Here is a 19,150-nt window from a genome sequence, read left to right on the forward strand (position 1 = left end):
CACCCGCTACGGCGACACCCGCTACGGCGACACCCGCTACGGCGACACCCGCTACGGCGACGCGCGGTATCCGGCGGCCGAGCCCGGTCGGCGCGGCCCGGCCGGCCACTCGACGAGCTCCTTCTCCACCGTTGCGGACTTCTCCACCACCGGACGCTCCACCACTGCGGACTTTGCCGCGACCGGGAACTCGCCCGCTGCCGCGGACCGGCCCACGCATGGCTCCTCTACCACCCGGCACAGCCGCCGTCGCCTGACGTCCACCGCGCTCGACGACGTCTTCGACGACCCCTACCACGGCGAACGCGGCCGGGACCGACTCGGCGTGCACCTCGTCTGGGAACTGATCCTGCTGCTGGCGGTCGGTGGGATCGGCTATCTCCTCTACCAGGTCGACCCGGGCCTCACCAGCGCCGGCACCCGCGATCCGCTGCTGGTCTACGCGACCGGGCTCGGCCTGTTCGCGCTCGCCGCCGGGATCACGCTGCGCGCCGGGGCGCCGAACCTGGCCATCGGACCGGTGGCGGTGGCCGCCGCGCTGCACTTCGCCGAGAACGGCGACAACGGCGTGGTGCCGGTGCTGGTCACCGGCACCATCTGGGCGGTGGTGCTCGGCGCGGGGACGGCGCTGCTGGTCACCGGCCTGCAGGTGTCCGGTTGGGCGGGCAGTCTGGTCGCCGCCTGCGTGGCGGTCGTCTTCATCCAGCAGCGGTCCGGCCCGGTCGACCTGCAGGGTGCCTTCGACCCGACCGGCCAGGCGTTCGTGCTCTTCGGCGGCTTCGTCGTGCTGGCGTTGCTCGGTGGATCCCTCGGCACGATCAAGTCGATCCGGCGGGGGGTCGGGCGGTTCCGCCCGGTTGCCGATCCGGCCGATCGGCGGGGCGGCGTCGCCGCGCTGGTCACCAGCGGTGCGCTGATCCTGTCGATGGTCTTCGCGGTGGTCGGCGGGGTGCTGCTGGCCGCCGTCGGCAACGGCCCGGTCAGCCCGTCGGTGGGGCTGGAGTGGACGGCGGTGGCGATCGGTGCGGCGCTGCTCGGCGGGACCAGCGTATTCGGCCGCCGGGGCGGTGTCTTCGGGTCCGTGTTGGCGGTGATCGGCCTGACCCTCTTCATCAGGTACGCAGAGCTGCGCGACCTCGACATCGCGCTGTACGCCACCGGTGCCGTCGCGGTGGTGGTCGGGCTGGCGGTGACCCGTCTGGTGGAGACGTTCGGCCGGCCACGGTCGACGTCGGTCGACGACGCCGACGAGGCCCAGGAAGCCGAGCAGACCGCAGGCGAGTCGACTGGTGAACCCGAGCCGGTCTACTACGACGGTCAGCTGGCGGACTGGTCGGAGCCGGCCCGGGCCGAGGCCGGGTGGCCATCCGACCCGCCAACCGGCGGCCAGCAGTCCTGGTCGGCCTCCCTGCCCGCCCAGCCGGCGCCGGCCCGGGACCGCTGGGACACCAGCGACAACTGGGACACCAGCGACAACTGGGGCGCCGACGGCCACTGGGGCACCGAGAGTCGCTGACCCACGCCGGCTCGCCTGGCCTGCCGCCGGCCTGCCTGACCCGCCGACAAGCCCGCTAGCTGCCGAGCCAGCGACGGGCCGGCGGGTTAGGCTCGCGGGCATGACCGAATCGCCGGCCGCGAACCACGCCACGCCGACCTTCGAGGAGCTCGATCAGCTCTCCACCGAGCAGTTGCGGGAGCAGGCGTTCGAGCTGGCCCGGCAGCGTAAGGACCTGGGCTTCTTCTGGTCGATAACTCAGCGGCTGTCCCGGGCCGACGACGCCAGTGAGCTGGACGGCGCGCCGAACTCGATCGGCCCGACCGTCGAGGACGCGGTGGCGCTGTGGCGGGAGTTCACCGGCCACGAGTACGGCGAGTCGGAGCCGTTGCTACGGGCAGCGTTCATCGACTACCTGCTAAGGCCCGGGCAGCGGAGCTGACGCAGGTCAGCCGGCATCGGGTCAGCTGGCGTCGAGGATCCGGCGTCGGCTCACCACGCCGATCGGCTGGTCGGCGTCGTCGACCACCCGGGCGTGCTCCGCGCCGGTGACCAGCAACCGGGCCAGCGCGTCGTAGAGCGAGGTACCCAAAGCGAGGGTGGGCAGCCCGGCCGGAACCGGGTCCGCCGGTTCGTCGTCGAGCAGTTCGCGGCTCACCGGGGTGACCGCGAGCCGGCGGATCGCCCGGTCGGCGCCGACGAACTCGGTCACGAACGGGGTCGCCGGCCCGCCGAGTAGTTCGGCCGGTGCCGCGTACTGCTCCAGCCGGCCGCCTTCGGACAGTACGGCGATCCGGTCGCCCAGCCGTACCGCCTCGTCCAGGTCGTGGGTGACCAGCACGATTGTCTTGCGTACCTCGGCCTGCAGCCGGAGGAACTCCTCCTGCAGCCGGCCGCGGGCGATCGGGTCGACCGCGGAGAACGGCTCGTCCATCAGCAGAACGACCGGGTCGGCGGCAAGCGCCCGGGCGACGCCGACCCGCTGGCGTTGTCCGCCGGACAGTTCGTGCGGGTAGCGCTTGCCGTACCGGCCCGGTTCCAGCCCGACCAGGTCGAGTAGTTCGTCGGCGCGGCGCCGGATCCGGTCCCGCTGCCAGCCGAGCAGCCGGGGGACCGTGCCGACGTTGGCCCGGATGGTCTGGTGCGGGAAGAGCCCCACGTGCTGGATCACGTACCCGATCCGGCGGCGCAGCAGTACCGGGTCGACCTGGGTGACGTCCTCGTCGCCGAGCATGATCCGCCCGGTGGTCGGCTCGATCAGCCTGTTGATCATCCGGAGCACGGTGGACTTGCCGCAGCCGGACGGGCCGATCAGCACCACCAACTGGCCGGCGGGGATCTCCAGGGAGAGGCTCTGTACGGCGCGTGTCCCGTCCGGGAACCGCTTGCCGATGTCGGTCAAGGTGATCGCTGCCGCGCCGTCGGCGTCGGTGTCCCGCACGGTACCGTCCACCTGTGTCCTTCCACCTGCTCGCCGGCCGGGCTGACCCGGGTAACCCGTGGTTCTCCGGTCAGTACATCCAGGACAACTGGTCGACGATCGTCGCCGCGTTGACCGAACATGTCGCCCTGACGGTACAGGCGGTGCTGATCGCCGCGCTGCTGGCGGTGCCGCTGGCGGTGGTCGCGTACTGGTTCCGGTCGCTGACCGGGCCGATCCTCGCCCTCACCGGCGTGCTCTACACCATCCCGTCGCTGGCGCTGCTCGCCTTCGTCGCACCCTACGTGGGTGCGACAAATCCCGCGTCGGTGCTGATCGCCCTGGTGCTGTACGCGTTGCTGCTGGTCGTGCGCAACTCGCTGGCCGGGCTGAGTCAGGTGCCGGCGGCGACCATCGAGGCGGCCGACGGGATGGGGTACGGCCGGTTCGGTCGGCTGCTGCGCATCGAACTGCCGTTGGCACTGCCCGGCATCATGACCGGCTTGCGGCTGGCCACGGTCTCCACGGTCGCGCTGGTCACCATCGGCTCGCTGATCGGCTACGGCGGCCTCGGTGATCTGATCTTCAGTGGCTTCCGGAACAACTTCTACAAGGCCCAGATCCTCACCGGTACGCTGCTGAGCGTGGCGCTGGCCCTGCTGCTCGACCTGCTCCTGGCGGGTGCCGGTCGGCTGCTGACGCCCTGGGCCCGGCGGGTCGCCCCGTGAGCCGGCGGACCGTGGCGGCGAACCCGATCGAGCAGGCGGTGACCTGGCTCAACGACCCGCTCAACTGGACCAACCCGGGTGGGGTGCTGGACCGCCTCGGTGAGCACCTGACCATCTCGGCCGCCGCGGTCGCGGTCGGCTGCCTGGTGGCCTGGCCGGTCGGACTGTGGCTCGGGCACATCGGCCGGGGCGGCGGCCTGGTGGTGCTGGTGTCGAACCTGACCCTGGCGGTGCCGACCATCGCCCTGCTGTCCATTCTGCCGTTGACCTTCCTGGGGTTCGGTAAGCCGCCGGTGATCCTGGCGTTGGCGGTGTTCGCCGTACCGCCGCTGCTGGCCAACGCGTTCACCGGGATCCGGCAGGTCGATCCGCAGGTGCGGGAGGCAGCTCGGGGGATGGGGCTGTCCGGCTGGCAGGTGCTGCGCCGGGTCGAGTTGCCGCTCGCGGTGCCGTACCTGGCGGCCGGGTTCCGGACCGCGGCGGTGCAGGTGGTGGCGACGGCGGCGCTGGCGGCGTTCGTCAACGGCGGAGGTCTCGGGCAGATCATCAGCGCGGGCTTCGGGTTGGGCATCTCGATCGGCGGCGGCCAGATCCTCGCCGGCGGTCTGTTGGTGGCGACCCTGGCGCTGATCACCGAAGGGCTGCTGGCGGTGCTCGAACGGGCGTTCACTCCGCGGCCGCTGCGCCGGCCCGGCCGGCGGGCGAACGAGCAGGCCAGCGCGGTCGGTTCGGGTTGAGCGCGTCGCTTTCCGTTTGGGCCGGATGACGATCCGGTGACAACCGATCTTCATCTGTTGTCGGACCCTACGTTGAGGATGTTCGGTAGAGGGAACGGGTGACGGCATGCCGGCACGGGCCGGGGCCCCGTCGCGGCTGCCGTGCTGCCCGCAGCACGCTCGCGCGGGCATGTGCCGCGCCCGTCGGACACGCGGCCGGCCCGATGGGGTCGCGCCGGGACACAGGAGGCGGGCAATCATGCATGCACGGACACGTATCGCCCTGAGCGCGGTCGGCGCGCTCACCGCGGCGGGGTTCCTCGCCGCATGTGGCGAGGCGGGGTCTTCCGGCACCGAGGCGCCGGATGCCGGCGCGTCCGGTGCTGGCTGCGCACCGGTAGCCGGAGACCAGCTAGTGGTGCTGACTGACGACAAAAAGCTGCAGAACACCGACAACATCGTGCCGGCGGTCAACGCCGACGCGGCATCGCCGCAGGTCGTCGCCGCCCTGAACAGGGTGTCGGCCGCGTTGGACACCGAGAAGCTGATCGGGCTCAACCGGGCGGTCGACGTCGACCGGCAGACGCCGCAGGCCGCGGCCGAGGAGTTCGCCGCCGCCGAGGCCCTGACCGACGGTATCGAGACCGGACCGGGCGGTGAGTTGATCGTCGGCGCGGCCAACTTCAGTGAGAGCGAGACCCTGGGCGAGTTGTACCGGATCGTGCTGACGGCGGCGGGTTACGACGTCACCGTGCAGCAGATCGGCAACCGTGAGCTGTACGAGCCGGCGCTGGAGACCGGGGAGATTCAGGTGGTGCCGGAGTACGCGGCCACCATGGCGGACTTCATCAACAACAAGGTCGCGGGGGAGAACGCCCCAGCGATCTCGTCGCCGGACCTGGACGAGACGATGACCGGGCTCCGCGAGGTCGGCGAGCAGGTCGGCATCGTCTTCGGCGAGCCGTCCGCGGCACAGGACCAGAACGCGTTCGCGGTGACCAGTGCCTTCGCCGACGAGTACGGCGTTCGTACGCTTTCCGACCTGGCGGAGAAATGCTCCGGTACGGCGACCGTCCTGGGCGGTCCGCCGGAGTGCCCGCAGCGTCCCAAGTGCCAGGAAGGGCTGGTCGAGGTGTACGACTTCCGGGCCGGCGAGTTCAGCTCCCTCGACGCCGGTGGGCCGCAGACCAAGACCGCGTTGACCACCGGCGAGATCAGTGTGGGTCTGGTGTTCTCGTCGGACGGGGCGTTGGCGACCGGCTGATTTTCCTGGCCGGCGCGGGCTTTCGCCGGCCACCCGGGCTGTGGAGCCTACCTTCTCGGACAGCAGGCGGTACCCGTTCCGTTGATCTGTAGTTGTCGGTAGGCTCCACAGCCATGTCCGCTCCCGAGGCCGAAGAGGAGCCGCGCCGCACGGTTCCGCTCAAGTGGCTTACCTGGGGTGGCCTGGGCCTGGCGCCGCTGGCTGCGCTTTTGCTGTTACTCGGCGACGGCGACGGCTCGTTGCGACTGGCGATGGTGATCGCTATCGCGTCGGTGGTGTTGATCGGATTGTCAATCACCTTGCGTGGCGGTGTGGAAACTATGCGCGCCGACATGGAGGATGCGCTCGTCGAGGAAATGGATGTGCTCCGCGAGGACGTGCGCAACGACATTTCCACCGCCGTCCGGGCGACGCACCGCGCCTTCGGCGAAAAGATGCAGGTGGTTCAGGACGACGTCGAGGCGCTTAGTGGCCAGCTGGACGTGGTCCGTGCCGAGATCGCCCGCAGTGAACCGGCCCGGGAAAAGCCGGGCGGTGACCGCGCCGGCTACGACCGGTTCGATCAGGCTGCTCCGGCGTCCGCCGTACCGGCGGCAGTGCCGGCCTCCGGCCCGACCGGGGCTGCTGGCTACGGCGGCCAGTACGGCTCCGGCAGCCAGTACTCATCCGGCGGCCAGGCCGGTCGCGCCTCGGTCCCGGCGGTCAGCGGCACCGTACTGCCCCGCCAGCAGGGGCCGAACGGCGTCGTTCGGCAGCCGGAGACCGTCCAGGTGAGCACCCGGCACGTTGTCGACCCACGGGCCGACGACGAACCCGCCGGCACGGTGTACGGCGGGACCCGGTACGGCGGCCGGGGCGGCGAGTCCATTGACGGTGAGTGGTCCGCACCGGCGACCCGTGGGCGGCGTTCCGCCGAGCCGGACGAGGAGTCGTGGGCCGAACGTCGGCTGCGCGACCAGCCGGAGGAGCGCTGGTCGTGGAGCGGCGGCCGGGACGACAGCGGCGAGCAACGGTACGGCGACCGACCCGTCGACCGGTGGGACGTCGGGCGGGCCGACGGCTTCAGCACCGGGTCGCCGGCCGAGCGGTGGCAGCCGGCCCGCGACGACGACTACCCGCCGGCCCGGTCCGGAGTCGGTGCCCGTAACGGCCGGTACCCGCAGGACCGGGGTGACCTGCCGGGGCCGGGCGGTGACCGGGTTGCGGACGAGCCGCCGTGGCGGGACGCCCGGTGGGACCAGCGGATGGCCGACCCGCCGCCGGACGGCCCGGGGATCAGCGGGACCGGCCGGCGTGCGGCGCTGCCGGCGTTGCCGGCCGGCAGCGGCGCCGAGTCGCCTCCAGCCTGGTCGTCGCCGGCCCGCGATCCACTCGACGACGAGCCGGTCCGGCGCAGTCGCCGGTACCGGGACGACGAGGACGACGTCGGTCGGCGGTTCCGCGACGAGGAACCGCCCCGCCGGTACCGGGACGACGAACCGGCGGATCCGGGCCGGCGCTACCGCGACGACGCGTCCGGCCGGCGCTACCGCGACGACGAACCGCCCCGCCGGTACGCGGAGGAGGGCACCGCCGGCCGCCGGTACCGCGACTACGACGACGAGCCGGGCCGCCGGTACCGCGACTACGACGACGGTGCCCCGGGCCGGCGCTACCGGGACCCGGACGACGGTGGCCGGCGGTACCGTGACGACGACGGCCGCGGCCGCTACCGTGACGACGTCGACTTCCCCGACGACCGCCGCTGGCGGTAGGCCGGCGTCACTTGTCGATGTCGCCGACCACGAAGAACATCGAACCGAGGATTGCCACCAGATCCGGCACCAGGCTGCCGGGGATCAGCGTCGCCAACGCCTGCACGTTGGCGTAGGAGGCAGTCCGCAGCTTGAGCCGCCACGGGGTCTTCTCCCCCCGGGAGACGAGGTAGTAGCCGTTGACCCCGAGCGGGTTCTCGGTCCACGCGTAGGTGTGGCCCTCGGGTGCCTTGACCACCTTCGGCAACCGTACGTTGACCGGCCCGCTCAGCTGGTCGACCCGGTCCAGACAGCGGCGGGCCAGGTCGAGTGAGGCGTACACCTGGTCGAGCAGCACCTCGAACCGGGCGTGGCAGTCGCCGGCCCGGCGGGTGACCACCGGCACGTCCAGCTCGCCGTAGGCGAGGTACGGCTCGTCGCGACGCAGGTCCAGGTCCAGCCCGCTGGCCCGGGCGACCGGTCCGGAGGCGCCGAACGCCGCGGCCGTCGCCGCGTCGAGCACCCCGACCCCGACCGTACGGGCGAGGAAGATCTCGTTGCGCCGAATCAGCCGGTCCAGGTCGGGCATCCGGGCCTCGACCTGGCCGATCGCCTCCCGGGCCCGGCGGGTCCAGCCGGCCGGCACCTCCTCCTTGAGGCCGCCCACCCGGTTGAACATGTAGTGCATCCGTCCGCCGGAGACCTCCTCCAGCACGGCCTGCAGCGTCTCCCGCTCCCGGAACGAGTAGAACACCGGGGTGAGCGCGCCGATCTCCAGTGGATACGAGCCGAGGAACATCAAGTGGTTGAGCACCCGGTTCAGTTCGGCCAGCGCGGTCCGCAGCCAGGTGGCCCGCTCCGGCACCTCGATGCCCATCATCCGTTCAACGGCGAGCGCCACACCCAGCTCGTTGGCGAACGCGGACAGCCAGTCGTGCCGGTTGGCCAGCATGATGATCTGCCGGTAGTCGCGGACCTCGAACAGTTTCTCGGCGCCACGGTGCATGTAGCCGATCACCGGCTCGCAGGAGACCACCCGCTCGCCGTCGAGGACCAGCTTGAGCCGGAGTACGCCGTGCGTGGACGGGTGCTGCGGGCCGATGTTGAGCACCATGTCGGCGGTGTCCAGCCCGGCGCCGGTGCCGACGGTCAGCTGGCGGAGTCCGTCGGCCGACCCGGCCGGGGGCAGCGAACCGGTGTCGGTGTCCATGCCGGCCATCGTCGCACGCCGGCTCCCCGCCGCGCGGTCAGCGGCGGCGCCGGGCCTGCCCTCCTGCCGGGCCTGCCCTCCCGCCGGGCCTGCCCTCCTGCCGGGCCTGCCCTCCTGCCGGGCCTGCCACCTCAGACGGGACTCGGTTGTCAGGCCAGCAGGGATTCGACATCGACGGCCAGCCCGACGGGTTGGACCAGCCACCAGTGCCCGCCCAGCCCATCCGGGTCGGTGAGTTCAGCGGCGGTGCCGGCGGCGGCCAGCGCGGCCACGTAGCCACGCGGGTCGGTGCCGGCCAGGGCCAGCGGCGGTCGGCGGCCGTGCACCCCGAGTCGGTGCAGCGCGTCCCGTTGCTGGCACAGCAGGTGGCCGGCCCCGCCAGCGGCCGCCGATCCGGCGGCGGCGACCGCGTCGATCGCCACGTGGGCGGTGAGGTCGCAGGAGCCGTCGGGGACCGGGGCCACCGTACGGCCGGCCCGGAAACCGGCCAGGGTGCCGGTGACCGGGCGGTCGGCGTACCGGTGGCCGTAGTCGACCGCCACGGCGACGCCCCGGCGCAGGGTCCGTACCGCCGCGGCCCAGGCCTCGTCGCGGGGTCGACCGATCTCAGCCTGCGCCCCGTCCGGCAGCGGCGGCCACCAGCGGGCCAGCCAGGCGGAGTCGGCGGCTCCGAGTTCCCCGCCGGGGTGCTGCCGGCCGGTTGCCGGGTCGACCAGCAGACAGCGGAGCCGGTCACCGTCGCGAACGGCCAGATCGAGCGGTACGTTGTCCAGCCACTCGGTGGCGACGAGCAGCCCGGTGGTTCGCGTCGGCGGTGCGGCCCGCCATTGGACCGGTTCGGGCAGGCCGGCCGGCCGGGGTGCCGGGTCGACGCCGGTCAACCGGATCCGGTCGGCGAGCGTTCCGGGCGTGTCTGCGAAGGCGCCCGGCAGGTCGGTGAGTAGCCGGTGCACGGCGCCGAGCAGCTCACCGCCGCCGGCTCCGACGTCGACCAGGTCGACCGGGTCCGGGTGGCCGAGCAGGCGGTCGACCTGACCCAGCAGCCGCAGCACCGCCCGGGCGAACGGCGTACCGGTCTGCGCGCTGGTCGAGAAGTGCGCTGCGGGCACCGGGGTGCTGCCGGTCACATAGAAGCCCTCCGGCCCGTACAGCGCGGTGGAGATGGCGTCCCGCCAGGTCAGCACCGGGCCACCCTAGACCAGCGGGTGAAGGTTTTCACACACCGTTGTTTCCGGCCCGTTGCCCCGGCGCATACTGGCATCGACCGGTACCCCCGTTTCGAGGACTGGATCACATCATGAGCGCATCGGCGCGCCCGACGACGGTGGAGGTTCCCGCCGCCCGGGTGACCGGCCCTGCTGTCGGGGTCGTGGGCGCCGGTCGGGTCGGCGCGGTGCTCGCCGCCGCCCTGACCGCCGCCGGCCATCGAATCACCGCGGTCTCCGGCGCCAGCACGGCCAGCCGGGACCGGATCCGTCGGCTGCTGCCCGGCGTCGAGCCCCGGCCGGCGGCCGACGTCGCCGACGCCGCCGAGCTGCTGATCCTCGCGGTGCCCGACGACGTGCTGCCGACCGTGGTGACCGACCTGGTGACGGCCGGCGCGCTGCGGTCCGGCCAGGTCGTGGCACACACCTCGGGGTCGCACGGTCTCGCCGTGCTGGCCCCGGCTGCGGCGACCGGCGCCGCCCCGCTGGCGATGCACCCGGCGATGACCTTCACCGGCGAGCGCGGTGACCTGGACCGGCTGCCGGGGATCAGCTACGGGGTGACCGCCGTCCGGCCGCTGCGGCCGTTGGCCACCCGCCTGGTGGCGGCGCTGGGCGGCACCGTCGAGTGGGTCGCCGAGACGGACCGGGTGCTCTACCACGCCGCCCTGGCACACGGCGCGAACCATCTGGTCACCCTGGTCAACGAGGCCGGCGACCGGCTGCGCGACGCCGGGGTCACCGACCCTGCCCGGGTGCTCGCGCCGCTGCTGCGCGCCGCCCTGGACAACGCCCTGGCGCACGGCGACGCCGCGCTGACCGGGCCGGTGTCGCGCGGCGACGCCGGCACCGTGGCCCGGCACCTGGACCGGCTGGCCGAGACCGCTGCGGAGAGCCTGCCCAGCTATCTGGCGTTGGCCCGGCGTACCGCCGACCGGGCGATCGCCGCCGGCCGGCTGCCGGCCGCCGCCGCGGTGCCGCTGCTCGACGTGCTGGCCGGTCGGGAGCCGGCCGCCACGTCGGGCCGACGTCGGGAGCGGGTCCGATGAGTGCGATGAGCCAGGCCTCGGCCGCGCCGACCACCCCGACCGCGCCGGCCGGGCTGCAGGTCGTCTGGACCCGCGCCGAACTCGCCGCGCTGCGCGCCGGCTGGTCCGGCTCGGTGGCGGTGGTGATGACGATGGGCGCCCTGCACGACGGGCACGCCGCCCTGCTGCGTGCGGCGGCGGCCCGCGCCGACCAGGTGATCGCCACGATCTTCGTCAACCCGCTGCAGTTCGGGCCGACCGAGGACTTCGACCGGTACCCCCGCACCATCGACGACGACCTGGAGGTGTGCCGGCGGGCCGGGGTCCGGGCGGTCTTCGCGCCGGGCCGGGCCGAGGTCTACCCGGACGGTGCGCCGCAGGTTCGGGTCAACCCCGGGCCGGTGGGGGAGATTCTGGAGGGGGCGAGCCGCCCGGGCTTCTTCCACGGCGTGCTCACCGTGGTGCTGAAGCTGCTCCAGATCACCCGACCCGACCTGGCCTTCTTCGGTGAGAAGGACTACCAGCAGCTCACCCTGGTCCGGCGGATGGTGCGCGACCTGGATCTGCCGGTGACCATCGTCGGCGTGCCGACCGTCCGTGAGCCGGACGGGCTGGCCCGGTCCAGCCGCAACCGTTACCTGTCGCCCCGGCAGCGGCAGGTGGCGCTGGGGCTGGCCGGCGCACTGCGGGCCGGCGCGGCGGCGGCCGCCGCGGGCGCTTTGGCCGACGAGGTGCTGGCCGCCGGCCGGGCCGCCTTCGACCGGCACACCGGCGGTGTCGCCGAGCTCGACTACCTGGCGCTGACCGACCCCGAGCTGGGGCCGGCGGTGCCCGGTCCGGCCCGGCTGCTGATCGCCGCCCGGGTCGGTGACACCCGGTTGATCGACAACGCCCCGGTGGAGCTGACCGGCTCCCGATCGGAAGGATCCTGATGCTGCGCACCATGCTCAAGTCCAAGATCCACCGGGCCACGGTGACCCAGGCCGATCTGCACTACGTCGGTTCGGTCACCGTCGACGCCGACCTGCTGGACGCCGCCGACCTGCTGCCCGGAGAGCAGGTGGCGATCGTCGACGTGACAAACGGTGCCCGGCTGGAGACGTACGTCATCGAGGGGGCCCGGGGTAGCGGGGTGATCGGCATCAACGGGGCGGCAGCCCACCTGGTGCATCCCGGCGATCTGGTGATCCTGATCGCGTACGGGCAGTTCACCGACGCCGAGGCCCGCGTATACCAGCCCCGGGTGGTGCACGTCGACGCCGCCAACCGGGTGATCCAGCTCGACGCCGACCCGGCCGGGGCACCCGCCGGGGTGGTCGGCGACCCGGTCCGCGGCGACACCGCCGTCGACTGGCCGGTGGTCGCCGGCAGGCCTTAGCGTGGTGATGGTTGCCGGTAGGCCTTAGCGTGGTAGTGCCGCCACGGCGGGGCGGACCGACGCCCCGGCCGGGTGGGCAGCCGTCGACCGGAAGTCGGGCGGTGACCGTACGGTCACCCGAAGGCGTCGTATGCTCGGCGGTCCGGACCGCCTGCCAGCCAGCCCGTGGGAGGGACTCGATGCGCCGATGGACCGCCGCTGTCGCGGTCGGTGGAGCGCTTGCGCTCGGCCTGACCGGGTGTGGCCTGCCCGCCGGGGTGGACGGTGAGCTGACCAACAGCTGGCAGCCGATTCCCGAACCGAGCCCGTTCGTGCCGCCGGCCGAGGTCTGCCACCCGGGGGACTTCGCCGAGACCGCCTACCTGTCGTCGTACAGCCCGGTCGACTGCGCGGCCCCGCACCGGGTGGAGACGGTCCACGTCGGCACGTTCGGCGCCGAGGCGGCGGAGGCGACCGCGCCGCCGGCGCAGGGTTCGCCCGAAATCCGCGTCGCGTACGCCGAGTGCGACTCCGCGACCAGCGAGTTCGTCGGTGCCGACTGGCGGCTCGGCCGGCTCTGGGTGGGGGTGGCGGTGCCGTCCCCGGCAGCCTGGGAAGGCGGCGCCCGCTGGTTCCGCTGCGACGTCACCGAGGTGACCGACGTCGAGGACAACGGCGGTACGGCGTCGCGCACCGCGAGCCTGCGGGACGCGCTGGCCGAGCCGTCGCCGCTGCACCTGACCTGCTACGCGGTCCGCAACGACGACAACGGCGCGATCGACACCATGCCGGCCGCGGAGTGCGACGAGCCGCACAACGCAGAGTTCGCCGGGGTCTGGCAGGCACCGGACATCGAGTATCCGACCCAGGACCGGGACTGGGCCCAGTTCCACACCGAGTGCCGCAAGGTGATCGGCCGGTACGCGGACGTACCGCTCGACGGCAACCTGCAGTTCCGGACCGGGGTGATCTCGCTGCCGGGCGGTGCCGCCGAGTGGGCGGCCGGCAACCGGGGCGTCCGCTGCTACCTGTGGCTCGACGAACGCAACGTCGAGCGGTCACTCAAGGACGCCGGCACCGAGGGCCTGCCCATCCAGTACGAGTAGTGACCGACCTCATGTCGGCCGCCGCCTGGCGCCCACCCGGGTGCACCGGCACACATCCGTCCGCCCCGGCTGCCCGCCACCGGGGCCGACGCGGTTGACTCTGCCCATGCGACTGCGTATCCCGGACCTGCCCGAGCTGCCCGGCCGGCTCGCCGCGCCGGACCCCGGCTGGGTGGAGACCACTGACGTGGTGGTCGTCGGCTCCGGTATCGCCGGTCTGACTGCCGCGCTCTATCTGCGGGAAGCCGGGCTGCACGTCACCGTCGTGACGAAGGTCAACATCGACGACGGGTCGACCCGGTGGGCGCAGGGCGGGATCGCCGCTGTGCTGGACCCGCTGGACACCCCGGCCGCGCACGCACAGGACACCGAGACGGCCGGCGTGGGGCTCTGCGACCCGGATGCGGTCCGGGTGCTGGTCGAGGAGGGACCGGCCAGGATCCGGGAGCTGATCCGGGTCGGCGCCGAGTTCGACCGGGACGCCGACGGTGTGCTGCTGCTCACCCGGGAGGGCGGTCACCGGGCCAACCGGATCGTGCATGCCGGCGGTGACGCCACCGGCGCCGAGGTGCAGCGGGCGTTGCACGCTGCGGTCCGTCGGGACCCGTGGATCCGGCTGGTCGAGCACGCCCTGGTGGTCGACCTGCTGCGCGCCGCGCCGGCCGCCGACGGGGAGCCGGCCCGGGCCTGCGGGGTCACGCTGCACGTGCTCGGCGAGGGCTCCCCGGACGGGGTGGGCGCGATCGTGGCCCGCGCCGTGGTGCTGGCCACCGGCGGGATGGGGCAGATCTTCGCCACCACCACCAATCCGGCGGTCTCCACCGGCGACGGGGTGGCGCTGGCGCTGCGGGCCGGCGCGGCAGTGGCCGACCTGGAGTTCGTCCAGTTCCATCCGACGGCCCTGGTGGTGCCGGGCGCCGCCGGCGGCAGCGGCCAGCAGCCGCTGGTGTCCGAGGCGCTGCGCGGCGAGGGCGCGCTGCTGCTCGACCCAGACGGCAAGCGGTTCATGCTCGGCCGGCACGAGCTCGCCGAGCTGGCACCGCGCGACGTGGTCGCCAAGGGCATCCACCGGGTGATGTCGGCGGTCGACGTCGACCACGTGCAGCTCGATGCCCGACATCTGGGCGGCGAGTTCCTGGCCCGGCGCTTCCCGACGATCGTGGCCTCCTGCCGGGCCATCGGGATCGACCCCGCCGAGGAGCTGATCCCGGTGGCACCGGCCGCCCACTACGCGTCCGGCGGCGTCCGCACCGATCTGCACGGCCGCACCACCATTCCCGGCCTGTACGCCTGCGGCGAGGTGGCCTGCACCGGGGTGCACGGCGCCAACCGGCTGGCCAGCAACTCGCTGCTGGAGGGCCTGGTCTTCGCCCGGCGGATCGCCCGGGACATCACCCGCGACCCGCCGCCGCAGCTGGAGCCGGCCGGCGCCGGCCGGGTGGCTGACCAGGCCGACGGCTGGTTGCTGCCGGAGCAGGCCCGGCAGCCGCTGCAACGGGCGATGAGCCGGGGCGCCGGGGTGCTACGTTCCGCCGCGACGCTCGACGGCACCGCCGCCGAGCTGCGCCGGCTCGCCGGTGGCCGGGGCACGCCGGGCACCGCCGGATGGGAGGCGACTAACCTGGTCACCGTCGCCACCGCGTTGGTGGCGGCGGCGTACGCCCGGCAGGAGACCCGGGGTTGTCACTGGCGTGACGATTTCCCGTCGGCGGCCGAGAGTTGGCTGGGGCATCTCATCAGCGCGCTCGGCCCGGTCGGGCAGCCCACTCTCACCTGGGAGCCGTCATGCGTAGCGAGGTGACCGTCGCCGCGTCGCGGGCCTGCGGTCTGGACCCGGACGTTGTCCACCGGGTGGTGGCCACCGCGTTGGCCGAGGATCTCGGCCCGGACCGGCTGGACGTGACGTCGGCGGCCATCATCGACCCGGGGCAGTTCGGCACGGCCGAACTGGTGGCCCGCTCCGCCGGGGTGGTGGCCGGTCTGCCGCTGGTCGCCGCCGTGTTCGACGCGGTGCCGTCGGCAGGCACGCCGGTCGAGGTGCGGCTGCACCGCTGCGACGGTGACCGGGTACCGGCCGGTACGGTGCTGGCCACGTTGACCGGCCCGGTCCGTACCCTGCTCACCGGCGAGCGGACCGCGCTCAACCTGATCAGCCGGCTCTCCGGGGTGGCCACCCACACCCGGGCCTGGGCGGACGCCCTCGCCGGGTCGAAGGCGACCGTGCTGGACACCCGCAAGACCACCCCCGGGCTGCGGCTGCTGGAGAAGTACGCGGTCCGGGTCGGCGGTGGTGGCAACAAGCGGATGGGTCTGTACGACGTGGCGATGGTCAAGGACAACCACAAGCTGGCCGCTGGCGGGGTGGGCGCCGCGTACCGCCGGGTGCGCGAGGCCTTTCCCGGCGTACCGGTGGAGGTCGAGGTGACCACATTGGCCGAAGCGGTCGAGGCGGTCGAGGCCGGGGCGTCGTTCCTGCTCTGCGACAACATGTCGCCGGAGCTGCTGTGCGCGGTCGTCGCCGAGGTGGGTGACCGGGTCGAGGTGGAGGCCACCGGCGGGTTGACCCTGGCCAATGCGGTCCGGTACGCGCGAACCGGGGTGGACTACCTGTCGGTCGGGGCGTTGACCCACTCTTCGCCGATCATGGACATCGCGTTGGATCTGCGACCGGCCGGTGCTGGCGCGTCGGCCGGTGCCGGCCGACGCGCCGGTTGACCGTCGAGGGGACGACATGCTGCTGTGCATCGACATCGGTAACACCAATACGGTGCTGGCCACGTTCAACGGGGACAAGCTGGTGCACTCGTGGCGGATCAAGACCGACGCCCGGTCGACCGCCGATGAGCTCGGCCTGATGTTCCGCGGGCTGCTCGCCGGGGACTCGGTGGAGCTCACCGGGGTGGCTGCCTGCTCGACCGTACCGGCGGCGTTGCGTTCGTTGCGGACGATGCTCGGCCGCTACTACGGCGACATTCCCAGCGTGATCGTGGAGCCGGGGGTGCGGACCGGGGTGCAGTTGGCGATCGACAACCCCAAGGAGGTCGGCTCGGACCGGGTGGTCAATACGCTCGCCGCGCACACCTTGTATGGTGGCCCGTCGATTGTCGTCGACTTCGGCACTACCACCAACTTCGACGTGATCAGCGCCCGGGGTGAGTTCCTCGGCGGGGCGTTCGCTCCCGGCATCGAGATATCCTTCGACGCGTTGTCGGCCCGCGCCGCCCAGCTGCGCAAGGTCGAGCCGACCCGGCCCCGGTCGGTGATTGGTAAGAACACCGTAGAGTGCCTGCAGTCCGGCATGTACTTCGGTTTCGCCGGCCAGGTGGACCGCATCGTGGAGCGGATGGCGGCAGAGTTGGGGCAGCTCAGCGCGGTTATCGCGACGGGTGGACTGGCCCCGGTGGTGATCGGTGAGTGTCGCACCATCACCCACCACGAACCGATGATCACCCTTATCGGCCTGCGGATGGTGTACGAGCGGAACACCTGATCCCCGTCGCGGCCTTGTCAGCTGCGTCACAGAACCTTGGTTGAGTACGCTCGTGGCCGGACCGTGACCACGAGGTCGCACCGTTGTCCGTACCCCCTGTGTTGAGGATGCCCACCGTGACCGAGCACGTGACCGTACCCGACAATTCCGCAGCGGATCTGCCCGAGCAGATGCGGGTGCGCCGGGAGAAGCGGGACCGGCTGCTGGCCCAGGGCACGGAGCCCTATCCGGTCGGGTTCCCCCGGACCACCTCGCTGGCGCAGCTGCGGGAGCGCTTCGGCGACCTGCCGACCGACACCGCCACCGGCGAGCAGGCGGCGGTCACCGGCCGGGTGATCTTCGTCCGGAACACCGGCAAGCTCTGTTTTGCCACTCTGCGTGAGGGTGACGGGACCGAGTTGCAGGTAATGCTGTCCCGGGACCGGGTCGGTGCCGAGCGGCTGGAGGACTGGAAGCGGCTGGTCGACATCGGCGACCACGTGGGGGTGGCCGGCGAGGTGATCACCAGCCGCCGGGGTGAGCTCTCGGTGCTCGCCGATTCGTGGCAGATCACCGCCAAGGCGCTGCGTCCGCTGCCGGTGGCGCACCGGCCGTTGAGCGAGGAGGCCCGGGTCCGGCAGCGGTACGTCGACCTGATCGTCCGCCCGGAGGCGCGCCGGACCGTGCGGACCCGGGCGACAGTGCTGCGTACCCTGCGCGACTCGTTCCACCAGCGGGGCTTCACCGAGGTGGAGACGCCGATGCTGCAGGTGCTCCATGGCGGCGCGGCGGCCCGGCCGTTCGTTACGCACAGCAACGCTCTTGATGTTGATCTGTATCTGCGAATCGCTCCTGAGCTATTCCTCAAGCGCTGTGTGGTCGGCGGCATCGACCGGGTGTTCGAAATCAACCGCAACTTCCGCAATGAGGGGGTTGACTCCTCGCACTCGCCCGAGTTCGCCATGTTGGAGACCTACGAGGCGTACGGGGACTACGACACCATGGCGCGGCTGACCCAGGATCTGGTCCAGGAGTGCGCGAGTGCGATCAGTGGGTCACATGTGGTCACCCATGCCGACGGGTCGGAGTTTGACCTTGGCGGCCAGTGGCGTACGGTGACTCTGTACGGAGTGTTGTCGGAAGCTCTCGGTGAGGAAGTCACTGTACGGACCGACCGAGCGCAGTTGCTGCGTTACGCCGAGAAGTTCGATGTAGCTGTGGACCCGAAGTGGGGTCTGGGCAAGCTGGCGGAGGAACTCTTCGAGGAATTGGTCGTGCCGACTCTGCTCCAGCCGACCTTCGTGCGGGACTACCCGGTGGAGACCAGCCCGCTGACCCGGGCGCACCGCGCCGAGCCGGAGCTGGCCGAGAAGTGGGACCTCTACGTGCGCGGGGTCGAGCTGGCGACCGCGTACAGCGAGTTGGTCGACCCGGTGGTGCAGCGGGAGCGGCTGGTGGCTCAGGCGCGGCTGGCCGCCGGCGGTGACCCGGAGGCGATGCGCCTCGACGAGGACTTCCTCCGGGCCATGGAGTACGGAATGCCGCCGGTCGGGGGCATGGGAATGGGAATCGACCGGTTGCTCATGGCCCTGACCGGCCTGGGTATTCGCGAAACCATCCTCTTCCCTCTGGTCCGTCCAGAGTAGTCGGCCAGATTTTTTCGGGGAGTTTGCGCGTCCTATTGACGGCTGGCGCATCTTTCGGGCTATTGTGCTCTTGATTGCGGGAGAACGTGCTCGGAAGGACAACGGCCTGTGGCCAAGCAGATCATTCACAAGCTGGTCGACGATCTGGACGGCGGAGACGCCGACGAGACCGTCAAGTTCGCCCTCGACGGCGTCCAGTACGAGATCGACCTCTCGGAGAAGAACGCGGACAAATTGCGGCAGGTTTTCGCTCCGTACGTGGCTGCTGGTACCAAGATCGGCCGCGGTGGCGTGGTCGTAGGTGGTCGGGCCGCGCGGGGTCGGGGCGGTGCCGCCGCCGACCGTGAGCAGAACCGGGCGATCCGGGCCTGGGCGAAGAAGGAAGGCAAGGAGATCTCCGACCGCGGGCGCATCCCGCAGGAGATCGTGGACGAGTACCACGCCAAAGCCGGGCGCTGATCGTCCCAGGTGTGCCGCTGCCGACCAGCCCTCGTCGGCCGGTCGGAGCCAGTGACACGAGGTACGGATGTCCCATCCGTACCTCGTGTACCTTTTTGAGCGAGTTTGGCGGTTGCGGCACAATCCTGCGGCGATACTGCCCTAGCCAGAGCGTGGCAGGTTGTCCACAGTCTGTGCGCCGGTTGTCCACAAGCCTGTGGACAACCGGTCGGGCGGTGGCGGTACGGACGGCGCGTCCCGGTGAGCCGACGCCGCGCCCGGTCACCGGACCGAGCGGATTTCGCTCACCGCGTAGCGCCGAAGCCTCGGGGAAC

At 72.2% G+C, this 19,150-nt stretch carries 18 protein-coding genes; 15 read left to right on the forward strand and 3 right to left on the reverse strand.

Translation table 11 applies throughout. From position 1 onward, the window contains the following. Positions 1-1,516, forward strand: a 1,516-nt coding sequence (locus tag ACFHW1_RS25095; protein WP_416616263.1) for a hypothetical protein, incomplete at its 5' end; no start/stop codon positions are given. A 100-nt stretch (positions 1,517-1,616) separates the two neighbouring features. After that, positions 1,617-1,937, forward strand: a complete 321-nt coding sequence (locus tag ACFHW1_RS25100) for a hypothetical protein (protein WP_416552038.1) — start codon at positions 1,617-1,619, stop codon at positions 1,935-1,937. Between the two features lie 21 nt (positions 1,938-1,958). Here the strand turns inward: ACFHW1_RS25100 and ACFHW1_RS25105 are convergent, their stop codons facing one another. Beyond that, positions 1,959-2,948: an ABC transporter ATP-binding protein gene (locus ACFHW1_RS25105; protein WP_416552037.1), complete on the reverse strand. Its 990-nt coding sequence runs from the start codon at positions 2,946-2,948 to the stop codon at positions 1,959-1,961. Between the two features lie 2 nt (positions 2,949-2,950). Here ACFHW1_RS25105 and ACFHW1_RS25110 point away from each other — a divergent pair, with 2 nt between their 5' ends. The 4 genes from ACFHW1_RS25110 (at position 2,951) to ACFHW1_RS25125 (ending at position 7,377) form a co-directional block, all read left to right on the forward strand. Next, positions 2,951-3,643: an ABC transporter permease gene (locus ACFHW1_RS25110; RefSeq protein WP_416552036.1), complete on the forward strand. Its 693-nt coding sequence runs from the start codon at positions 2,951-2,953 to the stop codon at positions 3,641-3,643. Beyond that, a complete protein-coding gene (locus ACFHW1_RS25115; RefSeq protein WP_416552035.1) occupies positions 3,640-4,380 on the forward strand; it encodes an ABC transporter permease in 741 nt (246 codons plus the stop codon). The genes ACFHW1_RS25110 and ACFHW1_RS25115 overlap by 4 nt, the downstream gene beginning before the upstream one ends. A 238-nt stretch (positions 4,381-4,618) precedes the next feature. Beyond that, positions 4,619-5,623 (forward strand): glycine betaine ABC transporter substrate-binding protein, encoded by a 1,005-nt coding sequence (locus ACFHW1_RS25120; RefSeq protein WP_416552034.1) that lies wholly within the window; start codon positions 4,619-4,621, stop codon positions 5,621-5,623. 113 nt (positions 5,624-5,736) lie between these two features. Next, a complete protein-coding gene (locus tag ACFHW1_RS25125) occupies positions 5,737-7,377 on the forward strand; it encodes a hypothetical protein (RefSeq protein WP_416567933.1) in 1,641 nt (546 codons plus the stop codon). Between the two features lie 7 nt (positions 7,378-7,384). Here the strand turns inward: ACFHW1_RS25125 and ACFHW1_RS25130 are convergent, their stop codons facing one another. Continuing rightward, the gene (locus ACFHW1_RS25130) at positions 7,385-8,575 is read right to left on the reverse strand and encodes an NADH-quinone oxidoreductase subunit D (RefSeq protein ID WP_416552032.1); all 1,191 of its coding nucleotides are present in this window, start codon (positions 8,573-8,575) and stop codon (positions 7,385-7,387) included. A 140-nt stretch (positions 8,576-8,715) separates the two neighbouring features. After that, positions 8,716-9,747: an SAM-dependent methyltransferase gene (locus tag ACFHW1_RS25135; RefSeq protein ID WP_416552096.1), complete on the reverse strand. Its 1,032-nt coding sequence runs from the start codon at positions 9,745-9,747 to the stop codon at positions 8,716-8,718. A 116-nt stretch (positions 9,748-9,863) separates the two neighbouring features. Between ACFHW1_RS25135 and ACFHW1_RS25140 the strand changes: the two genes are divergently transcribed. The 9 genes from ACFHW1_RS25140 to ACFHW1_RS25180 all read left to right on the forward strand — a co-directional run bounded on the left by ACFHW1_RS25140 (position 9,864) and on the right by ACFHW1_RS25180 (position 18,836). Further along, positions 9,864-10,820, forward strand: a complete 957-nt coding sequence (locus ACFHW1_RS25140; RefSeq protein ID WP_416552031.1) for a Rossmann-like and DUF2520 domain-containing protein — start codon at positions 9,864-9,866, stop codon at positions 10,818-10,820. A gap of 5 nt (positions 10,821-10,825) precedes the next feature. Beyond that, a complete protein-coding gene (panC, locus tag ACFHW1_RS25145; RefSeq protein ID WP_416552030.1) occupies positions 10,826-11,731 on the forward strand; it encodes a pantoate--beta-alanine ligase in 906 nt (301 codons plus the stop codon). Further along, positions 11,731-12,177 carry an aspartate 1-decarboxylase gene (gene panD, locus ACFHW1_RS25150; protein ID WP_416552029.1) on the forward strand — a complete coding sequence of 149 codons (447 nt, stop codon included), beginning with the start codon at positions 11,731-11,733 and terminating at the stop codon, positions 12,175-12,177. The genes panC and panD overlap by 1 nt, the downstream gene beginning before the upstream one ends. A 179-nt stretch (positions 12,178-12,356) precedes the next feature. After that, positions 12,357-13,262, forward strand: coding sequence for a septum formation family protein (locus ACFHW1_RS25155; RefSeq protein ID WP_416567935.1), 906 nt, complete (start codon positions 12,357-12,359; stop codon positions 13,260-13,262). 106 nt (positions 13,263-13,368) lie between these two features. Continuing rightward, positions 13,369-15,063, forward strand: coding sequence for an L-aspartate oxidase (locus ACFHW1_RS25160; RefSeq protein ID WP_416552027.1), 1,695 nt, complete (start codon positions 13,369-13,371; stop codon positions 15,061-15,063). After that, the gene (nadC, locus tag ACFHW1_RS25165; protein WP_416616265.1) at positions 15,048-15,977 is read left to right on the forward strand and encodes a carboxylating nicotinate-nucleotide diphosphorylase; all 930 of its coding nucleotides are present in this window, start codon (positions 15,048-15,050) and stop codon (positions 15,975-15,977) included. Before ACFHW1_RS25160 ends, nadC begins: the two co-directional genes overlap by 16 nt. A gap of 16 nt (positions 15,978-15,993) precedes the next feature. Beyond that, positions 15,994-16,752: a type III pantothenate kinase gene (locus tag ACFHW1_RS25170; RefSeq protein WP_278172014.1), complete on the forward strand. Its 759-nt coding sequence runs from the start codon at positions 15,994-15,996 to the stop codon at positions 16,750-16,752. Positions 16,753-16,859: 107 nt separating this feature from the next. Beyond that, positions 16,860-18,377 (forward strand): lysine--tRNA ligase, encoded by a 1,518-nt coding sequence (gene lysS, locus ACFHW1_RS25175; protein WP_416616266.1) that lies wholly within the window; start codon positions 16,860-16,862, stop codon positions 18,375-18,377. 108 nt (positions 18,378-18,485) lie between these two features. After that, complete coding sequence (locus ACFHW1_RS25180) at positions 18,486-18,836, forward strand: histone-like nucleoid-structuring protein Lsr2 (protein WP_123603817.1); 351 nt, start codon at positions 18,486-18,488, stop codon at positions 18,834-18,836. Positions 18,837-19,150: the final 314 nt, after the last annotated feature.

Source organism: Micromonospora sp. LOL_014 (assembly GCF_048060245.1).
GTDB lineage: Bacteria > Actinomycetota > Actinomycetes > Mycobacteriales > Micromonosporaceae > Micromonospora_E.